Source organism: Streptomyces sp. NPDC030222 (assembly GCF_055573115.1).
Window position 1 is genome coordinate 17,697 of record NZ_JBVICA010000015.1, and the last position, 21,965, is coordinate 39,661.

13 protein-coding genes and 1 pseudogene are annotated in these 21,965 nt (G+C 71.4%); 11 read left to right on the forward strand and 3 right to left on the reverse strand.

Annotated features, from left to right (window positions below; translation table 11 throughout):
- Positions 1-249 precede the first annotated feature (249 nt).
- From ACZ4Z5_RS21565 to ACZ4Z5_RS21575, 3 genes are all read left to right on the forward strand, one after another.
- On the forward strand, positions 250-825 hold the full coding sequence (locus ACZ4Z5_RS21565; protein WP_468265097.1) for a sigma-70 family RNA polymerase sigma factor: 576 nt from the start codon (positions 250-252) through the stop codon (positions 823-825).
- A gap of 127 nt (positions 826-952) precedes the next feature.
- The gene (gene guaB / locus ACZ4Z5_RS21570) at positions 953-2,455 is read left to right on the forward strand and encodes an IMP dehydrogenase (protein ID WP_468265099.1); all 1,503 of its coding nucleotides are present in this window, start codon (positions 953-955) and stop codon (positions 2,453-2,455) included.
- 165 nt (positions 2,456-2,620) lie between these two features.
- Positions 2,621-3,745, forward strand: a complete 1,125-nt coding sequence (locus ACZ4Z5_RS21575; protein ID WP_468265101.1) for a GuaB3 family IMP dehydrogenase-related protein — start codon at positions 2,621-2,623, stop codon at positions 3,743-3,745.
- A 120-nt stretch (positions 3,746-3,865) separates the two neighbouring features.
- On the opposite strand, the gene ACZ4Z5_RS21580 is transcribed toward ACZ4Z5_RS21575, so the two are convergent.
- On the reverse strand, positions 3,866-4,363 hold the full coding sequence (locus ACZ4Z5_RS21580) for a hypothetical protein (RefSeq protein WP_468265103.1): 498 nt from the start codon (positions 4,361-4,363) through the stop codon (positions 3,866-3,868).
- A 125-nt stretch (positions 4,364-4,488) separates the two neighbouring features.
- Positions 4,489-5,751 (reverse strand): nucleotide sugar dehydrogenase, encoded by a 1,263-nt coding sequence (locus ACZ4Z5_RS21585; RefSeq protein WP_468265105.1) that lies wholly within the window; start codon positions 5,749-5,751, stop codon positions 4,489-4,491.
- 215 nt (positions 5,752-5,966) lie between these two features.
- Between ACZ4Z5_RS21585 and ACZ4Z5_RS21590 the strand changes: the two genes are divergently transcribed.
- The 7 genes and pseudogenes from ACZ4Z5_RS21590 (at position 5,967) to ACZ4Z5_RS21620 (ending at position 18,957) form a co-directional block, all read left to right on the forward strand.
- Positions 5,967-7,673, forward strand: coding sequence for a glycerol-3-phosphate dehydrogenase/oxidase (locus ACZ4Z5_RS21590; RefSeq protein WP_468265107.1), 1,707 nt, complete (start codon positions 5,967-5,969; stop codon positions 7,671-7,673).
- Positions 7,674-8,553: 880 nt separating this feature from the next.
- Entirely contained in the window at positions 8,554-10,653 is a 2,100-nt protein-coding gene (locus ACZ4Z5_RS21595; protein WP_468265109.1) for a serine/threonine-protein kinase, read from the forward strand.
- 169 nt (positions 10,654-10,822) lie between these two features.
- Entirely contained in the window at positions 10,823-13,309 is a 2,487-nt protein-coding gene (locus ACZ4Z5_RS21600) for a protein kinase (protein ID WP_468265111.1), read from the forward strand.
- A 204-nt stretch (positions 13,310-13,513) separates the two neighbouring features.
- Positions 13,514-15,058, forward strand: coding sequence for a serine/threonine-protein kinase (locus ACZ4Z5_RS21605; RefSeq protein WP_468265369.1), 1,545 nt, complete (start codon positions 13,514-13,516; stop codon positions 15,056-15,058).
- A 45-nt stretch (positions 15,059-15,103) separates the two neighbouring features.
- Positions 15,104-15,246 (forward strand): annotated as a pseudogene (locus tag ACZ4Z5_RS21610) (serine/threonine protein kinase); the annotation flags it as partial.
- Between the two features lie 260 nt (positions 15,247-15,506).
- Complete coding sequence (locus ACZ4Z5_RS21615) at positions 15,507-17,123, forward strand: succinic semialdehyde dehydrogenase (RefSeq protein ID WP_468265113.1); 1,617 nt, start codon at positions 15,507-15,509, stop codon at positions 17,121-17,123.
- Between the two features lie 28 nt (positions 17,124-17,151).
- The gene (locus tag ACZ4Z5_RS21620) at positions 17,152-18,957 is read left to right on the forward strand and encodes a GMC oxidoreductase (RefSeq protein ID WP_468265115.1); all 1,806 of its coding nucleotides are present in this window, start codon (positions 17,152-17,154) and stop codon (positions 18,955-18,957) included.
- Positions 18,958-19,659: 702 nt separating this feature from the next.
- Here ACZ4Z5_RS21620 and ACZ4Z5_RS21625 read toward each other — a convergent pair.
- Positions 19,660-19,971 carry a chorismate mutase gene (locus ACZ4Z5_RS21625; RefSeq protein ID WP_468265117.1) on the reverse strand — a complete coding sequence of 104 codons (312 nt, stop codon included), beginning with the start codon at positions 19,969-19,971 and terminating at the stop codon, positions 19,660-19,662.
- 323 nt (positions 19,972-20,294) lie between these two features.
- Here ACZ4Z5_RS21625 and guaA point away from each other — a divergent pair, with 323 nt between their 5' ends.
- Entirely contained in the window at positions 20,295-21,881 is a 1,587-nt protein-coding gene (gene guaA, locus ACZ4Z5_RS21630) for a glutamine-hydrolyzing GMP synthase (protein ID WP_468265119.1), read from the forward strand.
- Positions 21,882-21,965: the final 84 nt, after the last annotated feature.

Sequence of the window (21,965 nt, forward strand, 5' to 3'; positions counted from 1 at the left end):
TCACCTTGGGGACTCGTACGGGTGCTCGGCCCTCCCTCGGGAGGCGCCCGGAGCCCCATCCCGGGAGCGGCTTGCGTCGCTTCGCGAGCGATGCCGCATCCTTGAAGGGTGGAGTTCCTCGGGGACGAGTCGGTCGAGCGGAATGGGAGGGCGCGCGATATGAGTGCCGGCGCACCTGCTCATAACGCTTCAGTGCACAACTACGGGCACGGATCCATGGATCGGTCGTCGGCGCGGCACCATGGTCCGATGCGCGATGACGAGCCCACGGTGATCGGTGCACTCGTTCAGCGTGCCGTCGAGGGCGACGCGCAGGCGACGCACGACCTCCTGGCCCGGGTGCACCCCCTCGCGCTGCGCTACTGCCGTACCCGGCTGAACCGGCTTCCGGGTGATGCCCGTCACTTCGTCGAGGACCTCGCACAGGAGGTCTGCGTCGCTGTACTGATGGCGCTCCCGCGTTACAAGGACACCGGTCGGCCGTTCGAGGCGTTCGTCTTCGCCATCGCGACCCACAAGGTCGCCGACCTCCAGCGGGCCGCGATGCGGCATCCGGGCTCCACCGCGGTGCCTTCCGACGAGATGCCCGAGCGCCCCGACGATTCGCTGGGTCCGGAGGAACGTGCCCTGCTCAGCCATGATGCGGAGTGGGCGAGGAAGCTCCTGGCCAACCTCCCCGAGACGCAGCGCGAGCTGTTGGTGCTGCGGGTCGCGGTGGGGCTGACGGCCGAGGAGACGGGCCAGATGCTCGGCATGTCGCCCGGAGCCGTCCGGGTCGCGCAGCACCGCGCGCTGAGCCGGCTGAGGGCGCTCGCCGAACAGTAAGCGCTCTCGGCTCGTACTGGCGTATGAACCTACAAACTCATCGGGTGATCTTGCTTGTGGAATGGGACACGTCCGGATCCCGTTAGCATGGACATCCGCACCGATCAAGGCCATTGGGGAAGGTGTCATGACTGCCAACGTCGACGGAGTGCCCGAGAAATTCGCGACACTCGGGCTGACCTACGACGACGTGCTGCTGCTGCCGGGCGCGTCGGACATGGCACCCGACGCGATCGACACTTCCTCGTACATCTCCAGGAACGTGCGGGTGAACGTGCCGCTGCTGTCGGCCGCCATGGACAAGGTGACCGAGGCGCGCATGGCCATCGCCATGGCGCGGCAGGGCGGTGCCGGCGTGCTGCACCGCAATCTCTCCATCGAGGACCAGGCCAACCAGGTCGACCTGGTCAAGCGCTCCGAGTCCGGCATGGTCAGCGACCCGATCACCGTGCACCCGGACGCGACGCTGGCCGAGGCGGACCAGCTGTGCGCCAAGTTCCGGATCAGCGGTGTGCCGGTGACGGACCCGTCGGGCCGGCTGCTCGGCATCGTCACCAACCGTGACATGGCCTTCGAGTCGGACCGTACGCGCCGGGTGCGCGAGGTCATGACCCCGATGCCGCTGGTCACCGGCAAGGTCGGCATCTCCGGCGTGGACGCCATGGAGCTGCTGCGCCGCCACAAGATCGAGAAGCTGCCGCTGGTCGATGACGCGGGTGTCCTCAAGGGCCTGATCACGGTCAAGGACTTCGTCAAGGCCGAGCAGTACCCGAACGCCGCCAAGGACAAGGAAGGCCGGCTCATCGTCGGCGCCGCAGTGGGTGTGGCCGGCGACGCGTTCGAGCGTGCCCAGGCCCTCATCGAGGCGGGTGTCGACTTCATCGTCGTCGACACCGCGCACGGCCACTCCAAGCTGGTCGGCGACATGATCGCCAAGATCAAGTCGAACTCCTCGGTCGACGTCATCGGCGGGAACGTCGCGACCCGCGACGGCGCCCAGGCCCTCATCGACTCCGGCGCCGACGGCGTGAAGGTGGGCGTCGGCCCCGGCTCCATCTGCACCACCCGTGTGGTCGCCGGCATCGGCGTCCCGCAGGTCACCGCGATCTACGAGGCGTCGCTCGCCGCCAAGGCCGCGGGGATCCCGCTCATCGGCGACGGCGGTCTGCAGTACTCCGGCGATATCGCCAAGGCCCTGGTGGCGGGTGCCGACACGGTGATGCTGGGCTCTCTGCTGGCCGGCTGCGAGGAGTCCCCGGGCGAGCTGCTCTTCATCAACGGCAAGCAGTTCAAGTCGTACCGCGGCATGGGCTCGCTCGGCGCGATGCAGTCCCGCGGCGACCGGAAGTCCTTCTCCAAGGACCGCTACTTCCAGGAGGGCGTGGCCTCGGACGAGAAGATCATCCCCGAGGGCATCGAGGGCCAGGTGCCCTACCGCGGTCCGCTGGGCGCGGTCGTCCACCAGCTCGTCGGCGGACTGCGCCAGTCGATGTTCTACGTCGGCGGCAAGACCGTGCCGGAGCTCCAGGAGCGGGGCCGCTTCGTCCGCATCACGTCGGCGGGTCTGAAGGAGAGCCACCCGCACGACATCCAGATGACGGTCGAGGCGCCGAACTACACCACGCGCTGAGCCCCCCGCGCCGCAGCCGCGCACAGCGGCCGCGGCACGCGCTCGCCCGTATGCGCATCCTGTACATACGCACATGAGGAGCCCGCGGGTCGTCCACAGCCCGCGGGCTCCGGCCTGCCTGTCGGGGATACTGGACGGGCAGACGTAGAGGGAAAGGCCACACACGTGACTGAGATCGAGATCGGGCGCGGCAAGCGCGGCCGCAGGGCGTATGCGTTCGACGACATCGCCGTCGTCCCGAGCCGGCGCACCCGGGACCCGAAGGAGGTCTCGATCGCCTGGCAGATCGACGCCTACCGCTTCGAGCTGCCGTTCCTGGCGGCTCCGATGGACTCCGTGGTGTCCCCGCAGACCGCCATCCGCATCGGTGAGCTCGGCGGCCTCGGCGTGCTGAACCTGGAAGGCCTGTGGACCCGGTACGAGGACCCGCAGCCGCTGCTCGACGAGATCGCGGAGATGGACGAGGCCACGGCCACCCGTCGGCTCCAGGAGATCTACGCCGCTCCCATCAAGGAGGAGCTGATCGGCCGGCGCCTCAAGGAGGTGCGCGATTCGGGTGTGGTCACCGCCGCCGCGCTGTCCCCGCAGCGGACCGCGCAGTTCTCCAAGGCCGTCGTCGACGCCGGTGTGGACATCTTCGTGATCCGCGGTACGACGGTCTCGGCCGAGCACGTCTCGGGTGCCGCCGAACCGCTGAACCTGAAGCAGTTCATCTACGAGCTCGACGTCCCGGTCATCGTGGGCGGCTGCGCCACCTACACCGCTGCGCTGCACCTGATGCGCACCGGCGCCGCCGGTGTGCTCGTCGGCTTCGGCGGGGGTGCCGCGCACACCACCCGTAACGTGCTGGGCATCCAGGTGCCGATGGCGACCGCCGTCGCGGACGTCGCCGCGGCCCGCCGGGACTACATGGACGAGTCCGGCGGCCGGTATGTGCACGTGATCGCCGACGGCGGTGTCGGCTGGTCCGGCGACCTGCCGAAGGCCATCGCCTGCGGTGCCGACGCGGTGATGATGGGCTCCCCGCTGGCGCGGGCGACCGACGCGCCGGGCCGCGGCCACCACTGGGGCATGGAGGCCGTCCACGAGGACGTGCCGCGCGGCAAGCTGGTCGACCTGGGCATGGTCGGCACCACCGAGGAGATCCTCACCGGTCCTTCGCACACCCCCGACGGGTCGATGAACTTCTTCGGAGCCCTGCGCCGCGCCATGGCGACGACGGGTTACAGCGAGCTCAAGGAGTTCCAGCGCGTCGAGGTCACGGTCGCGGACTCGCAGCACCACCGCTGACGTTCCGGAGGCTTCGACGTCTTCCCCAAGGGAAGGGGCGCGAGGCCTCCCCAAGGCAAGGGGCTTCGTACGGCTTGCGCCGTGCGGAGCCCCTCGCCTTCGGCTCGTGTCCGCCCGTGACTACGAAGCGGCGGCCTTCCTGGTGCCCGCGAACGCGGCGACGGCGGCGACGGCGAAGAACACGTACGTCATGAAGGACGCGTTCTCCTTCCACGTGGCCGTCACCATGTCGAAGTTCTCGGTCAGGGCCTCGGTGAAGGGGACGTCGATGGTCTTGCCGACGACGATCGCGATGGCGACGAGCTGGCCGGCGTAGACGGCGCCCAGGGAGAACACTGCGCTCACCCCGCCCAGCACGGGGCTGCCACCGCCGGTCCTGCCGGCGGCCGAGCCCACGAGGTAGCCGACGCCGATGGCAGCCCAGGCGATCTCCCGCTCGACGGCACCGGCGATCCCACCGTAGACGCCTCCGGCGACCAGGGCGGTGGCGAGGGCGACCACCAGCCCGAGGGCGAGGTTCCCCCGGGCCCGTGCCGGAGTCGGCGGAGGGGGTGGGGCGACCTGGGCCGGCGGTTCGGCGGGGAACGGATTGCCGGGCGGCGGAATGGACTGGGACATGCTGGACTTCCCCCTTGGTCAAAGGCATGCGCACGACTGTGCGATCAATGGCCCCGGAGGTTAGCAGCCCCATTCGACGCCGCAGCTGCGGGAAACAGACACGGGGTGTCGACACTGTCGTGGTGTCAGAGCCGGTGTGCCGCCCCTGCCGGGGTCGCGCCGCGGGTGTCGAGCAGCAGTTGCGCCTTCACCGAGAGTCCCTGGAGGTCGTAGGTGCGATGGTTCTGCAGCAGGATCGTCAGATCAGCGGCGGCGGCGGCCTCGTAGAGGGAGTCCGCGCGGGGCACAGGCCGGTGGTGGACGAGCCAGTCGGGCACGTACGGGTCGTGGTAGCCGACCTGGGCGCCCATGTCGATGAGCCGGGACGCGATCTCGCGGGCGGGCGAGCGCTCCTGGTCGGGCAGATCCGGCTTGTAGGTGACGCCGAGGAGCAGCACCCGGGCACCCCGGACCGACTTCCCGTGCTCGTTGAGGAGCGTGGCGCTGCGCTGGATGACGTACTGCGGCATCCGCGTGTTGATCTCCTGGGCCAGTCCCACCATGCGCAGGGGATGTCCGGGTGTGCGTGAGGAGTGGGGGAGGTACGCCGGGTCGACGGGGACGCCGTGGCCGCCGACGCCGGGCCCGGGACGGAAGGGCTCGAAGCCGAAGGGCTTCGTCTCCGCGCAGCGGATGACGTCCCACAGGTCGATGCCGAGGTCGTGGCAGAGCACGGCCATCTCGTTGACCAGGGCGATGTTGACGTGCCGGTAGTTGGTCTCCAGGAGCTTGGCCGCTTCGGCCTCACGGGTTCCGCGGGCGCGGACGACCCTGTCGGTGAGACGGCCGTAGAAGGCGGCGGCGGATTCCGTGCAGGCGGGAGTGAGGCCGCCGATGACCCGCGGGGTGGCTCCGTGACCGTGCGTGCGGTTCCCGGGGTCGAGCCGGCTCGGACAGTACGCGAGATGGAAGTCGCGTCCTGCGCGCAGCCCGGAACCCTCTTCGAGCAGGGGGCGTAGGAACTCCTCGGTGGTGCCCGGCGGAACGGCGGATTCCAGGAGGACCGTGGTGTGCGGGCGGAGTCGCGCGGCCAGCACCCGGGCGGCTTCGGCCACGGCGGTCAGATCGAGGGTGAGATCGGCGCCCAGGGGGGTGGGGGCGCAGATCACGGCGGTGCGGACACGGCCCAGCTCGGCTGGGTCGACGGCGGTCCGGAAACCTCCCGCGAGCATGCGGCGGACATCGGCCGCGGTGAGGAAGGCCTCGTCGGGGGTGTGCCCTGCGGAGAGAGCGGCGAGCACACGGGCGTCGGTGTCGTAGCCGATGGTCTCGATCCCCGCGGCCACGGCGGCCTGGGCGAGCGGCAGGCCGAGGTGGCCGAGACCGATGACGGCGAGATCTGCGGGCATGGTGAAGGGCCGTCCTTCTCTACCGGGCGGGATCAGAACGCGCAACCGCTGTGGACAGAACAGGAGGTACGCACTGTCACACTAGGAGTAAATATGACCGTTATGCGGTATTGCGCGCTTGTGGTCGCCCGAGTGTTGTCCACAGGCAGTGGCTGAAGTGGTGGACCCCGGTCAGAATCGAAGGAGCGTGACCCGGACCACTACGGGAGGCAGCAGTGAGGACAGCGACCCTGGGACCCGTGCAGCGCTCCGAGGCGCTCGCTGCGATGGCCGAGCGGGAACTCGACGTGCTGGTGGTCGGAGCGGGTGTGGTCGGTGCCGGCACGGCGCTGGACGCCGCCACACGAGGCCTCACCACCGGCCTGGTCGAGGCCCGTGACTGGGCCTCGGGCACGTCGAGCCGCTCCAGCAAGCTGATACACGGCGGCCTGAGATACCTGGAGATGCTCGACTTCGCCCTGGTCCGGGAGGCACTGAAGGAACGGGGACTGCTCCTGGAACGGCTCGCCCCGCACCTCGTGAAGCCCGTGCCGTTCCTCTACCCGCTCCAGCACAGGGGCTGGGAGCGGCTGTACGCGGGATCGGGCGTGGCGCTGTACGACGCGATGTCCGTGTCGTCCGGGCACGGCCGGGGACTGCCCGTGCACCGCCACCTGAGCAGGCGTCGCGCCCTGATGGTCGCGCCCTGCATGAAGAAGGACGCACTGGTCGGGGCGCTGCAGTACTACGACGCCCAGATGGACGACGCCCGATTCGTCGCAACGCTCGTCCGTACGGCGGTGGCCTACGGCGCCCAGGCCGCCAATCGCGCCCGGGTGACCGGTTTCCTGAGGGAGGGCGAGCGGGTCGTCGGCGCGCGGGTCCGGGACGTCGAGGCCGGCGGGGAGTACGAGATCCGCGCCAAGCAGGTCGTCAACGCCACCGGGGTGTGGACCGACGACACCCAGGCGATGGTCGGGGAGCGCGGCCGGTTCCACGTCCGGGCCTCCAAGGGGATCCATCTCGTCGTCCCCAAGGACCGCATCCACTCCACGACCGGGCTCATCCTGCGGACCGAGAAATCGGTACTGTTCGTCATCCCCTGGGGCCGGCACTGGATCGTCGGGACCACCGACACCGACTGGGACCTCGACAAGGCGCATCCCGCCGCGTCCAGCGCGGACATCGACTATCTGCTGGAACACGTGAACTCCGTCCTGGCGGTGCCACTCACCCGCGACGACGTCCAGGGCGTGTACGCGGGCCTTCGCCCGCTGCTGGCGGGGGAGTCGGACGCCACGAGCAAGCTCAGCCGCGAGCACACGGTGGCCCACCCGGTCCCCGGCCTGGTCGTCGTCGCGGGCGGCAAGTACACGACCTACCGCGTGATGGCGAAGGACGCCGTGGACGAGGCGGTGCACGGCCTCGACCAGCGGGTCGCCGCGTGCGTCACCGAGGACGTGCCGCTGCTGGGTGCCGAGGGATACAAGGCGCTGTGGAACGCCCGCGCAAGGATCGCCGCCCGCAGCGGACTCCATGTGGTGCGCGTGGAGCACCTGTTGAACCGGTACGGATCGCTCACCGAGGAGATCCTCGACCTCGTCGCCGACGACCCGTCCCTCGGTGAAGCGCTTACCGGCGCCGACGACTATCTGCGTGCCGAGGTCGTCTACGCCGCCTCGCACGAAGGCGCACGGCACCTCGACGACGTCCTGACGCGCCGCACCCGTATATCGATCGAGACGTTCGACCGGGGGACGCGCAGCGCACGCGAGGCGGCGGAACTCATGGCACCGGTGCTCGGGTGGGACAAGGGGCAGATCAACAAGGAGGTGGAGCACTACGAGAAGCGGGTGGAGGCGGAACGCGAGTCCCAACTCCAGCCCGACGACCAGACGGCGGACGCGGCGAGACTCGGCGCGCCGGACATCGTGCCGATCTGAGGATCCCTGCCCCGGCATCCAAGTCGGCACAGTCGGACCGCACTCGACGGTGCGATCCGGATTCCGGCTGGGCCTCGCCCGCCGACGGGGGTGGGGCGGTTCACCGTGCTGCACGGACCCGGCGTGTCCTGCAGGCCCTGTGCGGCATGCGTCCCGCGCGGCACCCGCCCCTCGCGGCGCACGGCCAATGGGTGGGCCCACCGCGCCGCATCGATCCTGTGGCCGCACCGATCCTCGGCGTTGCGCCACCCGGCCTCAGCGCCCCGGTCGGCCACTCGCTGCGCTGGACCGCTGCCCGGACCCGGTCCACCTCACCCGCCCGGCGACCCTCGCCGCCGGATCGGAGGCCCAACCCGCCTGTGCGTTCTGCCCGCACGGGACAACCGTGCGGAACCTGCGCGCGGGAGGCACGCGTCGAGGTGGCAGAGCGGGCACGCGACACCGCGCATGCGCGCGGTCGCACGCAGCTTGTCCGCACAGCGGAGCCACGCGGCCCGTCGGTGCGGCGAAGCCACGTGGCCCGTCCGTGACGCGTGTTCGCGGCGATCGGCCGTCGTCCGCGCGAGCGACCTGGGCGGTGAGACCGCCGGAGGGACCGCCCGGCGGTCGTCCGACCGGTTGTCCGTGCGGCGGTCCGTGCGGTCCGGCGACCTGTGACGGCTTTGTTGCAGGGGCCTCCGCAAGGCGAGTTCGGCCTGATCGACGGGCTCGTCGCGGACCGCCGCCCGGGTGTTTTCCGCCCGGAATCAGGCCGCTCCGCGGACCCGGGACACGCCGCGGTCGGGGAGTGGGTGACAATGGAGGCTCTGCCAGGGCGGGTTACCTTCCTCACTTCGGGCGCGGCCGGAGCGGGCGAAGATCAGGATCGCAGAGGGGAAGCATGTCGGAGGCGGAGCAGTCGCGGGACACGACGCAGGAATCGCGTCGGGATTCGGCCGGGCGCCTCCTGGCCGGTCGGTACCGGCTCGGGGACGTCCTGGGCCGGGGCGGCATGGGCACGGTCTGGCGTGCCGCCGACGAAACCCTGGGCCGTACGGTCGCGGTGAAGGAGCTTCGCTTCCCCGCGAGCATCGACGAGGAGGAGAAGCGCCGACTCGTCACCCGTACCCTCCGCGAGGCCAAGGCGATCGCCAGGATCCGCAACAACAGTGCGGTCACCGTCTTCGACGTCGTCCAGGAGGACGACCGGCCGTGGATCGTCATGGAGCTCGTCGAGGGCAAGTCGCTCGCCGACGTCATCCGTGAGGACGGCACCCTGACGCCCCGCCGCGCCGCCGAAGTGGGGCTCGCGATCCTGGACGTGCTGCGTGCCGCACACCGACAGGGCATCCTCCACCGCGACGTGAAGCCTTCCAACGTCCTCATCGCCGACGACGGCCGCGTGGTCCTCACCGACTTCGGTATCGCCCAGGTCGAGGGCGATCCGTCCATCACCTCCACCGGCATGCTCGTCGGCGCGCCCTCCTACATCTCGCCCGAGCGCGCCCGCGGCCACAAGCCCGGCCCCGCCGCGGACCTCTGGTCGCTCGGCGGACTGCTGTACGCGTCGATCGAGGGCGTACCGCCGTACGACAAGGGCTCCGCCATCGCGACCCTCACCGCAGTGATGACCGAGCCGCTCGACCCGCCGAAGAACGCGGGTGGCCTGGCAGAAGTCATCTACGGCCTGCTCGTGAAGGATCCCGCGCAGCGCCTCGACGACGCCGGCGCACGCGAGCTTCTCGAACGCGTCGTGTACGCCCCCGAGGAGCCGGCAGAGGAGGCCGCGGTGGTCTCGCCCGAGGTGACCCGGGTCATCGCGCTGCCTCCGGCGCCGCCGGAGCCGCCGCGCGGTGACGCTCCCGTCAAGGGCGCCGCCAAGCGTCCCAAGCCGGCCAAGTCGCCCCGGGAAGCGAAGGGGGCCGAGGCCGGCGCCGGGCCCGTCGCCGAGTCCGGTTCCGTGGCCGGGCCCGCGGCAGGTGCCGCTGTGACCGCCCCCGTGAGCATGACGAAGAGCGACCCGGCCCGCCCGGACGCGGCGTCGGCCGGTGCCCCGCCGGCGGACGGTGTCAGGGAAGCCGGTGACACCACGTCCGACCGGCTGCGCGCCGCGCTCCGCTCGGTGCGGAACGCCGCCGCCGCGCACGCGGCCCAGGCCATGCACAAGACGGGCCGGACGAGCGGTTCCCGCGCCGCCACGGCGTCGGCCGCCGACGGCCCGAAGCCCCCCGTACCGGCGCCGCTCACGGACGTCGTGCCCCGCCGCACGCTGATCCTCATCGCGGTCGTCGCCGCGCTCGCCGTCCTCGGTATCGTCCTGTCGTTCGCCTTCAGCGGCGACGACGCGGGCAACGACGCCAAGCCGACCGCCGGCACCTCCGCCTCGTCGCGCACCAGCGGCACCGGAGACGGCCGCGGCACCCCGGCCGGCGGCGGGGCGAGCCCCGACTCCGCCGGCAAGAAGCCCACCGGCAGCAGCCCGGGTCAGGACGGCAAGGACAAGGGCGAGGACAAGGCCGGCAGCGGCAAGGGCAAGGGCGGCACCGGCAGCGCCGTCGACGGTCCGGGTGCGGTGACCCCGTACAAGCATGAGCAGGGCTTCACCGTCGGCCTGCCCCAGGGCTGGAGCTACCGGTCGACCGACGAGGCCGGCGCCCGCTTCGCGGGACCGGACGGCGCCCGGCTGCTGATCGGCTGGACCACGTCGCCCAAGGACAACCCGGTGGCGGACTGGTTGCAGCAGGAGCTCGGCATGCGGCGCTCCGACTACGACCGCGTCGACATCAAGGCGGTCGACTACCGCGGATGGAAGGGCGCGGACTGGGAGTTCACCTTCAGCGAGGGCGGCACGCGCTTCCACTCCGTGGACCGTGGGTTCGTCGTCAGGCGCGACCTCGGCTACGGAATCATGTTCACGGCGAAGGACGGGGGATGGAAGGGCGACGCCACTCGCCAGACGCTGAAGACCTTCTTCGACACCTTCCAGCCGAAGCCCGCGTGACCGTCCCCGGAACGGCTGCCGAATATGCCGTCCGGTCACACCGGGGCGGCGGGCAACGTATCGTGAGAAGTTGCGGGCCGTACGCAGCCGCAAGGGGCCGGTAATCGACCGGGACTGACGGTATGGGGGCGGTCCTCGGGACCGGGGGAGCGCGCTGCGGGGAGGCGTCGTGAGCGACTACGCGTTCGGGGGACGCCCCGCCGACGGCGGGGGGCGCCTGCTCGCCGACCGGTACCACACGCCTCCGGTGTCCGCCGACGCCGACGAACCCCTGGAGACCCGCGCCTTCGACACCCTCAGCGGCCAGCACGTGCTGGTCCGTCAGGTGCTGCTCCCCGAGATCGTCGACGCGGAGCTGCTCGACGGCGACGGCACCGGCCCCGGAGCCCGTCGCCCCGTGCAGCCAGGGACGCGGACCGGAGCCACCCGGCGTCCCGCGGACCCCGTGGTGCGGCGTGCCCTGGAGGCGGCCGAGGCGGCGGCCCGGATCCCCGACCACCCGAGGCTGGACCAGGTCTTCGACGTGTTCGCCGAGAGCGGCTCGCTGTGGATAGTGAGCGAACTCGTCGACGCGCGGCCCCTCGCGACGCTGCTGGCCGAAGGTCCGCTCAACCCCTACCGGGCGGCGGAGGTCGCCTCCGACGTGCTGGCCGGGCTGCGCGTGCTGCACGGCCACGGCTGGATCCACCGGAACATCACCGCGCACACCGTGCTGGTCTGCGACGACGGCCGGGTCGTGCTGACCGGCCTGGCCGCGGGCGCGGCTGAGGAGGCCCTGTGCGGGTACGCGCCCGTGCCGGCCGGGCAGGAGGAGGGACAGGACACCGTCCCCGTGGCCGCGCCGGACGTGCCGCGGCCGCGTACCGGACTCCCTTCGCACGAGACGTCCGCGGACCTGCGTGCGGCCCGTGCGGATGCGATCGCCGCCTACCGGGCGGGCACCAGGGCCGCAGCGAGCCGCCGGGATGGGCCCACCGGCCCGGAGGCCCCCGGTCGGGGTGCTCTGCCCGCGTTGCCCGGCGGTGACGGTGCCGGGGTCTGGCGGCACGCCCCGGCCGACCCCGACGACGAAGTGCCCTACGCGGGACCCGCGAGCCGTCCCTATCCCGTGCCGCCCCCGGTGAGCACGCGCCCGGCTTCGTCCCCGCCCTCGGTACCGTCCCAGCTGTCCCCGTATGCGGAGCACCCCTCCTCGCTCCCGGGGCCCGCCGTCACACCAGGTGCCGCACCGGGCCCGGAGTCACCGGCGGTCGCGGTCCCGCCAGGAGGCCTCGCCGAGGAACCGGGCACCAGGAGCTCCGCCGGCTGGGGCGGGCCGCCGATCGGATCGCATGATTCCGCTTTCCGTGGCCCGGAGACGCCGCTCGCCGCCGAGCGGGCGCGGCAGGCGCGGATGGCCGTCGTGGGGCCCGTCACGGAGCGCTGGGCCCCCGAGCAGTCGGGGACGGTCCGCGGGAACTGGCAGCTGGCGGCACCCGTCGGACCCGCCACGGACCTGTGGGCGCTGGGTGCGTTGCTGTTCCGCGCCGTGCAGGGCCACGCCCCGTACCCGGAGGAAAGCGCTGTCGAACTGGCGCAGCTCGTCTGCTCCGAACCGCCCGCGTTCGCCGAGGAGTGCGGTCCGCTCCGTCCCGTCGTCGAGTCACTGCTCCGCCAGGACCCCACCGAGCGGCCGGACTTCGAGGAGGTGGGCGGCTGGCTCCGCTCCCTGATCCGGTCCGCGCCCGAACCCGACGCGGGCAGCCGGGTGGTACCCCTGCCCGCTCCGGAGACGGGCCGGGGCGCGGACCGCGCCCGTCTGCCCATCGTGCGCAGGAGGGGCGAACTCGTACGCCGCCGACGGGGGCCGGCGCCCTCCGGCGGTCAGGGCCACGGCCGTCACCGGAACCGCGTACCGGATGCGGTACCGGTGCGGACCGCCTCGGAGAGGCGGCCCGGGGAGCGGCGGCGGCGCGGGCCGCGGTCGCTCGGCCGGACCCTGCTCGTCCTGGTGCTGCTGGGGCTCGTCGCGGCGATGGCGTACGCAGTCCTGTTCATGCCCAAGGCCGATGCGGAACGCGAACCGGGCGGCACCACCGGCGCGAGCACCCCGGCCGCCGCCACGGGCAGCCCCGCCGGTACCGGGGAGGGATCGCAGAACGGCGCTCCGCAGAGTCCGACGGCCCAGCAGCCGCAGACCAAGGAGCCCGACGAACCCGCGCTTCCGCGGGGATTCGCGGTGCGCAAGGACCCCGAGGGCTTCGAGGTCGCGGTGGAGCGGAGCTGGACCAGGCGCCCGGTCAACGACGCCGGGCAGGTCCGCTACCTCGGCGGAGACTTCGTGCTGGTCGTCGTACCCGGACGGGACGCCGTCAAGGACCACGGGGCCGATCCGCTGGTCTACCAGAGCACGAAGGAGCGCGAGCTCCAGCCGTACCGGGACTCGTCCTGGGCGACCGCCACCGGGATGCGCCGCATCGACGTGGGGCAGCGGGCCATGGCGGAGGGGCAGTACGTCTGGCAGGACAGCAGCGGGCGCCAGGTGTTCGTGCGCAATCTGGCGATGATCCTGGACGGCCGGTACCACGTGATCCAGGTGATCGGGCCCGAGGCGCAGCGCGACAGGGTCACCGAGATCTACGAGCATGCGGCGGCGACATACCGTGCGAACGGTTGAGTGCCCCCCGCTTCCGTGGCCGAAAGTGGCTCCGTACTCTGGCATTCCTAGGAACGGGGCGGGTAAGTGGAACAGAGTCAGAAGTCGGGCGTGCCGAATGCGGCGAACGGGGCGGGAGCCGCGAAGGGTGCTCACGGCCCTGGCGGTGCGGGTCTTGTGCTGGCCGGGCGCTACCGGCTCATCGAGTCCATCGGCCGCGGCGGCATGGGCAAGGTCTGGCGCGCACTCGACGAGGTCCTGCACCGCACCGTCGCCGTCAAGGAACTGACGGCAGGTCTGTACGTATCCGAGGCCGACCGGAACGTGCTCCATGCACGTACGCAGAAGGAGGCAAGGGCGGCCGCCCGGATCAACCACCCCGGTGTCGTCACCGTTCACGACGTGCTCGAACACGACGGCCGCCCCTGGATCGTCATGGAGTACGTCGACGGCCCCTCTCTCGCCGACGCCGCGAAGGAGAAAGGCCGCATCGAGCCGCGCGAGGCGGCGCGCATAGGGCTGCACGTGCTGGGCGCGCTGCGTGCGGCGCACGCGGCCGGGGTCCTCCACCGGGACGTCAAGCCGGGCAATGTGCTGCTCGCCAAGGACGGCCGGGTCCTGCTCACCGACTTCGGTATCGCCGCCATCGAGGGCGACTCCTCGATCACGAGGACCGGCGAACTCGTCGGTTCCATCGACTATCTGGCCCCCGAGCGGGTACGGGGCGGCGCTCCCGGTCCGTCCTCCGACCTGTGGTCGCTCGGCGCGACCCTGCACACCGCGGTGGAGGGCGGATCGCCCTTCCGGCGCACCTCGCCCATCAGCACCATGCAGGCCGTGGTGAACGAGGAACCCCCGGTCTGTGTGCACGCCGGACCGCTCGCCCCGGTGATCACCGGGCTGCTGCGCAAGGAGCCCGAGGAGCGGCCGTCGGCGGCGGAGACCGAGCAGATGTTCCTCGAAGCCATGGAGGGGCGGACGCCGAAGACCGCCCAGGCGTACGTCCCGACGCAGAAGGTGGGCGCGGAACTCCTGGAGGCCGTGACGGCACCGACCACCGTCCTGGAAGGCGCCGCCGATGGTCCGGCCGCCGTGGCCCACCCCCCGCTGGTGCCCCCGGCGGACGAGGGGCGCAGGGGCGGCGGCTGGCGGATGGCCGCCGGGGTGATCGTGCTGGCCGCGGTGCTCGGCGGCGGGGTCGGTCTCGCGGTGATGCATTTCGGCAGTGGGGGCGGGGACGCCGGCGGCACCTCGGCCGGAGGTACGGCCGGGACCGTGCAGGGTGCCGGGAAAGGCTCCGTTCCGAAGGGCTGGCAGCGGGTCCAGGACCCCACGGGCTTCAGCCTGTTCGTACCGGACGGCTGGAAGCGGCAGATGGACGGCGACCAGATCGACTACACACCGGACAACGGCAGGCACCGCATCCGCATCGCGATCAGCGAGTCCCCGGACTTCGAGAACCCGTACATGCACATGCTCGACATGGAGAAGGACCTCTCGAAACGCCTTCCCGAGTACCGGCGGGTCACCCTGCACGCCAACACCTTCCGGGACCAGACGCTCGCCTCGATCTGGGAGTTCACCTGGAACGAGAAGCGCAACCACCCAGGCCGACGGCATGCGATCGACCAGATGTACTACTCCGACGACGGCCGCACCGAGTACGCCGTCTACATGTCGGGCCCCGAGGAGGACTGGGCGACCACCCGCGACCAGTTCGACACCGTGCTGCGCGGCTGGCAGCCGCCGGGAGCCGGGTCGTCCGGCTGACCCCGCGCCCGGTCCGGCTGCATGATGGCCCCGACTGGCCGAGGGGTCGTGCTCACCGACTTCGGCATCGCCCGGCTCGCCGGTCGACCACCATCAGTGAGACCGGAGGCTTCGTCGGGTCTCCTGAGTGCACCGCCCCGGAACGGATGCAGTGCGCCTCCGCGGGATCTGAGTCCGATCTGTGGTCGGCGGACGGATGTACGACGTGTGGGTCTCCGCGCCGGTCGGGCGGCTCGACGAGGCCGCGCGCCATTTCGACACGGCCCTGGACTCCATCGTGCCGGCGGCGCCCTGATCTTCGCAGAATCTGTCCCCGGCTGTCGGCGAACCTTCATAAGTCCCTGATCAGGGCTTATGTAGCCAGTGAACGCTGGCGCTTTCCATGGGCTCCGGAAAACCTGTTACCGGTGGGTACCCAAAGGGCCCGCCGAGGCATACCCTCGCCGTCATGACGGACTCGCAGGCCCTCACCGCCCCCCTCGGCACCAACCCCGTGGCGCCCACCCCGGCCGGGGTGCGCACCGCCGCCGATGTGGTCACCCCCGAGGTGGTCGCCCAGCTGACCCGTGGCGTCGTCGGTTCCGGACGCACGGCCAACCACACCCCTTTCACCGGTGAGAAGCTGGCGGACCTGCCCGAGTCCACCCCCGAGGACGTCGCCACCGCCTTCGAGCGCGCCCGGGCGGCCCAGATCCCATGGGCCGCCACCCCCGTCCGGCAGCGGGCCGCCGTCCTGCTCCGTTTCCACGACCTCGTCCTGGAACGCCAGTCCGAGGTCCTGGACCTCATACAGCTGGAGACCGGCAAGGCCCGGCTGCACGCCCACGAGGAGGTCCAGGCCGTCGCCGTGGCCGCTCGCCACTACGGCCGCAAGGCGGCGTCGTACCTCAAGCCCAAGCGGCACACCGGTGCCGTCCCGACCCTGACGAAGGTCACCGAGCTGCGCCAGCCCCGCGGCGTGGTCGGCCAGATCGCGCCCTGGAACTACCCCCTGGAGCTCTCGGTCGGCGACGCACTGCCCGCCTTCGTCTCCGGCAACGCCGTCGTGATGAAGCCCGACACCGAGACCGCACTGACCGCGCTGTGGGCCCGCGACCTGCTCGTCGAGGCCGGACTGCCTCCCGAGGTCTTCCAGGTCGTCATCGGCGAGGGCCCGGTCGTCGGCCCCGAGGTCGTCAAGCACGCCGACTACGTCTCGTTCACCGGATCCACCCGCACCGGCCGCGAGGTTGCCCAGGGCGCGGCCGCCCGTCTGGTCGGCGTCTCCCTCGAACTGGGCGGCAAGAACGCCATGCTGGTGCTGCACGACGCCGACGTCGAGAAGGCCGCCCAGGGCGCCGTCCGCGCCTGCTTCTCCTCCGCCGGCCAGCTGTGCATCTCCATCGAACGGCTCTACGTCCACGAGTCGATCGCCGACGCCTTTGTGGAGCGCTTCGCGGCCCGCACGAAGGCGATGCGGCTCGGCAGCGCCCTCGCCTACGGCGCGGACATGGGCTCGCTCGTGGGCGAACGGCAGTTGGAGACCGTCAAGCGGCACGTCGAGGAGGCCGTCGCCAAGGGTGCGGTACTCGTCGCGGGCGGTGTGCACCGTACGGACGTCGGTCCGCTGTTCTACGAGCCCACCATCCTCGACGGTGTCGAGACGCCGATGGCGGTGTGCGCCGAGGAGACCTTCGGCCCGGTCGTGTCCGTCTACCGCTTCACGGACGAGGACGAGGTCATCGCCCTCGCCAACGCCACGCCGTACGGCCTCAACTCCAGTGTCTGGACGCGCGACGCGCGGCGCGGCCATGCCGTGGCCGCCAGGCTCCGCACCGGCACGGTCAACATCAACGAGGGGTACGCCCCGGCGTACGGCAGCGTGCGGGCGCCGATGGGTGGCATGAAGGACTCCGGTCTGGGCCGCCGGCACGGCTCCGAGGGCATCCTCAAGTACACCGAGGCGCAGACCGTCGCCCACCAGCGGCTGATGCCCATGGCCCCGTCGTTCGGCATGGACGACGAGAAGTACGCGGCGTTCATGAGCGCGTCCCTGAAGGCGATGAAGGCACTGCGCCTGCGCTAGTACCACCCGTACCCCCACTAGGAGAGCCATGCCCGAGACCCCCCCTGGCCAGAAACAGGACGACTCCGAATACGACTACGACGTCATCGTCGTCGGCTCCGGCTTCGGCGGCTCGGTCTCGGCGCTCCGCCTCACCGAGAAGGGTTACCGCGTCGGAGTCCTGGAGGCGGGCCGCCGCTTCACCCGGGAGACCCTGCCGAAGAACTCCTGGGACCTGCGCAACTACCTCTGGGCGCCCGCCCTCGGACTCTTCGGCATCCAGCGCATCCATCTGCTCGGCAATGTGATGGTCCTGGCCGGCGCGGGTGTCGGCGGCGGCTCGCTCAACTACGCCAACACCCTCTACGTCCCGCCCGCGCCGTTCTTCGACGACCCGCAGTGGAAGGACATCACGGACTGGCAGGAGGAGTTGAGGCCCTACTACGACCAGGCCAAGCGCATGCTCGGGGTCCGGCTCAACCCGACCATGACCCCGTCGGACGTCCACCTGAAGGCGACCGCCGAGGCCATGGGCGTCGGCGACACCTTCCACATGGCGCCGGTCGGTGTGTTCTTCGGCGACGGCGACGACGCCGACGGCGGTGCGAGGGCCGAGCAGGGCGGCGAGGTCCCCGACCCGTACTTCGGAGGTGTGGGCCCGTCCCGCCGTGCCTGCACCGAGTGCGGGGAGTGCATGACCGGCTGCCGGCACGGGGCCAAGAACACCCTGAACGAGAACTACCTGTACCTCGCCGAGAAGGCGGGCGCGGTCATCCACCCCATGACGTCGGTCGTCGCGCTCACCGAGGACTCGCGCGGCGGCTTCGCCGTGAAGACCCTGCCCAGCGACAACAAACGCAAGGGCAAGGGGCGGACCCTCAGGGCCCGGCGCGTCGTCGTCGCAGCGGGGACCTACGGCACCCAGACCCTTCTGCACCGTATGAAGGACACCGGTCTTCTGCCGCACATCTCCGCCCGTCTCGGCGAGCTGACCCGCACCAACTCCGAGGCCATCGTCGGTGCGCAGACCGACGACCGCAGGTACCGCAAGCGGCACGGCGCGGACAAGGCGGACTTCACCCGCGGCGTCGCGATCACCTCGTCCATCCACCCGGATGCCAACACCCACATCGAGCCGGTCCGCTACGGCAAGGGCTCCAACGCCATGGGCGGCATGACCGTCCTCCAGGTGCCGTACAGCCCGAAGGCCCGGGTCAAGGGCTGGCTGGGCAACATGGCCCGGCACCCGTGGCTGGCGGTCCGCGCACTGTCCAACCGCCGCTGGTCGGAGCGCACGATCATCGGCCTGGTCATGCAGTCGCTGGACAACTCCCTGACGACCTACCGCAAGCCCAGGGGCATCGGGAAGGGCCTGCTGACCGCCCGTCAAGGCCACGGCGCTCCCAACCCCGACCAGATCCCAGAGGCCACCCGGGCCGCGTCCCTGCTCGCCGAGGAGATCAACGGCTTCGCCGGCTCCAACATCGGTGAGCTGATCGGCACCCCGCTCACCGCCCACTTCCTGGGCGGCTGCCCCATCGGCGCCTCCGCCGAGGAGGGCGTCATCGACCCGTACCACCGGCTGTACGGCCACCCCGGCATCTCGGTCGTCGACGGCGCCGCCGTGTCCGCGAACCTCGGCGTCAACCCGTCCCTGACGATCACGGCCCAGGCGGAGCGGGCCATGTCCTTCTGGCCCAACAAGGACGAGGAGGACGCACGTCCCGCCCAGGGTGCCGCCTACGTACGGCTGGCCCCGGTCGAGCCCGCGGCCCCGGCGGTTCCGAAGGACGCGTTCGGCGCGCTGCGCCTGCCGTTCCTGGGTATCCCGGCCGTACCGCCGCGGGAGGGCTGAGAGCCGCCGGAGGGGCGGGGAGGAACCCCGGGGAACGAGAGGCCACGGGGAGGAAGAAGAAGACCCCCGGGAACGAGAGGGGCTGCACCAGGAGGGGAGCGCAGCTTCTCCCGTTCCCGGGACACGGCGGAGGGCCCTGCGCGACCTGGTTCGCGGGGCCCTCCGCCTTCGGCCGCCGGCGTCAGGGCAGCGTCGGGGCCGGCGAGGCGGCGCCGGGGGAAGCGCCGTGTGTGGTCGGGGCCCGGGCCGCCCCGCCACCGGCGCGTCGCCGGACGGCGGTGCCCCGGCACGGGCGTGCACGCAGCGGGACGGAGACGGGGACAGGAGCGGGACGTTTCTCCGCGTCCGCCCGCATCTCTTCGCGTCGCGCCGACGCGGACGGGCCGCGACGGTTCGTACCGGATGCGGTCGGCTCCGGGCGTCCCCGGAGCCGACCGCTCTTATGGGTGACCGGGCTGCTGTCCCCTGCCGACCGGTCACGCGCGCTGGGGCGCGGTCCCACGACGTACGTGCGCACGTCACACTCCCCAGCGAAGCCACGCGTGGTTTTCTCGTGCCCGCCCCTGGCTGGCACGGACAACGGGACCAACGAAGCCCCTGGGGTGCGGTCACGCGCCGTACGGGTGAGAGCGGAATCGCACTGGCACGCGGGACGCCGACATCCGGGGTGCCTGCATCCGGGGCGCCGGCATGCGGGACCTGTCAGACGCGGCCCCGGCACAGCTCCAGCAGCGTCATGGCCAGGCCGGTGCCGGGCTTGCCCAGCGCTTCCCGGTAGCGGGCCAGGATCTCCATTTCGCGGGACAGGTTCACCCGCCGCCCGCCGGAGGTGATCCGGGCCTCCTGGATCATCGCCGACACCGCCATCCGCTCCTGGATGAGTCCGATGATCCGGTCGTCCAGTGCGTCGATCCGCTCACGGGCGTCACCGATCAGTGACGCCGCCTCGTCGGTGCGGGCGCCGGTGGCCTCGGCGGCGGAGGGAGTGCTCATGGTGGCGGAGGAAGTGCTCATGTCCGTGTCTCCTCTGGTCCGGTGGACGGGAGCGCGCCCGGAGCGGCAAGGACCGGGAAAACGACAGGCGCCCCGGACCTTGTCGGCCCGGGGCGCCTGGGAAGTCGCTTGTCAGATGCTCAAGCAGCACGACCATGGCAGCCGGACGGGCCCGGTGCCATAGGTAAAGACGAAGGTCAGGTGCTTGCGCATGACGGACAGTATGGCCCCGGCACGGGCGCACGGCCAACGCGGGTTCGGATGGTGAGACGAATACACCCGTCCAGGCCCCGGTAGAATCGACGAATACAGACCCCCTCCTCGACCGCCGGAAGGCCGCTCCCGTGCCAGCAGCACCCCCCGCCGCCCCCGACGTCGTGCTCGTCGTCGACTTCGGCGCGCAGTACGCACAGCTCATCGCCCGCCGCGTCCGTGAGGCCCGGGTCTACAGCGAGATCGTGCCGAGCACGATGCCCGTCGCCGAGATGCTGGCCAAGAACCCCAAGGCGATCATCCTCTCCGGCGGCCCGTCCTCGGTGTACGAAGCGGGCGCCCCGACGCTCGACCGCGCGCTCTTCGAGGCCGGTGTCCCCGTATTCGGCATGTGCTACGGCTTCCAGCTGATGGCGCAGACGCTCGGCGGCACCGTCGACAACTCCGGTGCACGCGAGTACGGACGCACCACCCTGCACGTCTCCAAGACCGGCTCCACCCTCTTCGAGGGCACCCCGGCCGAGCAGGCGGTGTGGATGTCCCACGGCGACGCCTGCTCCGCCGCGCCGGAGGGCTTCACCGTCACGGCGTCCACCGACGTGGTCCCGGTCGCGGCCTTCGAGAACGACGAGAAGAAGCTGTACGGCGTGCAGCACCACCCCGAGGTGATGCACTCCACCTACGGCCAGCAGGTCCTGGAGCACTTCCTCTACCGTGGCGCCGGCATCGAGCCGACCTGGACCACCGGCAACGTCATCGAGGAGCAGGTCACGGCCATCCGCGAGCAGGTCGGCACCAAGCGGGCCATCTGCGGTCTGTCCGGCGGCGTGGACTCCGCGGTCGCGGCGGCTCTCGTGCAGAAGGCCATCGGCTCCCAGCTGACCTGCGTGTACGTCGACCACGGTCTGATGCGCAAGGGCGAGACCGAGCAGGTCGAGAAGGACTTCGTCGCGGCCACGGGCGTGCAGCTCAAGGTCGTCGACGCGGAGGCGCGCTTCCTCGAGGCGCTCGCCGGAGTGTCCGACCCCGAGGAGAAGCGCAAGATCATCGGCCGGGAGTTCATCCGGGTCTTCGAGCAGGCGCAGGCCGAGATCATCGCCGAGACCGGTGAGCACGGCGAGGAGCCCGTCGAGTTCCTGGTCCAGGGCACGCTCTACCCCGACGTCGTCGAGTCCGGCGGCGGCACCGGCACCGCCAACATCAAGTCGCACCACAACGTCGGCGGTCTCCCCGAGGACCTCGAGTTCCAGCTGATCGAGCCGCTGCGGAAGCTGTTCAAGGACGAGGTCCGGATGGTCGGCCAGGAGCTGGGCCTGCCGGATGAGATCGTCCAGCGCCAGCCGTTCCCGGGCCCCGGCCTCGGCATCCGCATCGTCGGTGAGGTCACGCGCGAGCGGCTCGACCTGCTGCGCGAGGCCGACGCCATCGCCCGCGAGGAACTGACGGCGGCCGGTCTCGACCGTGACATCTGGCAGTGCCCGGTCGTGCTGCTCGCCGATGTGCGCTCCGTGGGCGTGCAGGGCGACGGCCGCACCTACGGCCACCCGATCGTGCTGCGTCCCGTCTCGTCCGAGGACGCGATGACGGCCGACTGGACCCGTATGCCGTACGACGTGCTGGCCAAGATCTCGACCCGGATCACCAACGAGGTGCGGGACGTCAACCGCGTCGTCCTCGACGTCACGAGCAAGCCGCCGGGCACCATCGAGTGGGAGTGACCGCTTCCGCGGGTTCCTGTGACGCCGCCGTCCCTTCCGGGGCCGGCGGCGTCTCGCCGTTCCACGGCCGTGCCCGGCCACGGG

Coding starts and splice junctions, on each gene's coding strand:
- ACZ4Z5_RS21605 (WP_468265369.1), top strand. CDS start 13,514: ATGGGCAAGGTCTGGCGCGCACTCGACGAGGTCCTGCACCGCACCGTC.
- ACZ4Z5_RS21625 (WP_468265117.1), bottom strand. CDS start 19,971: ATGAGCACTTCCTCCGCCACCATGAGCACTCCCTCCGCCGCCGAGGCC.
- ACZ4Z5_RS21580 (WP_468265103.1), bottom strand. CDS start 4,363: ATGTCCCAGTCCATTCCGCCGCCCGGCAATCCGTTCCCCGCCGAACCG.
- ACZ4Z5_RS21565 (WP_468265097.1), top strand. CDS start 250: ATGCGCGATGACGAGCCCACGGTGATCGGTGCACTCGTTCAGCGTGCC.
- ACZ4Z5_RS21585 (WP_468265105.1), bottom strand. CDS start 5,751: ATGCCCGCAGATCTCGCCGTCATCGGTCTCGGCCACCTCGGCCTGCCG.
- ACZ4Z5_RS21620 (WP_468265115.1), top strand. CDS start 17,152: ATGCCCGAGACCCCCCCTGGCCAGAAACAGGACGACTCCGAATACGAC.
- ACZ4Z5_RS21595 (WP_468265109.1), top strand. CDS start 8,554: ATGTCGGAGGCGGAGCAGTCGCGGGACACGACGCAGGAATCGCGTCGG.
- ACZ4Z5_RS21615 (WP_468265113.1), top strand. CDS start 15,507: ATGACGGACTCGCAGGCCCTCACCGCCCCCCTCGGCACCAACCCCGTG.
- guaB (WP_468265099.1), top strand. CDS start 953: ATGACTGCCAACGTCGACGGAGTGCCCGAGAAATTCGCGACACTCGGG.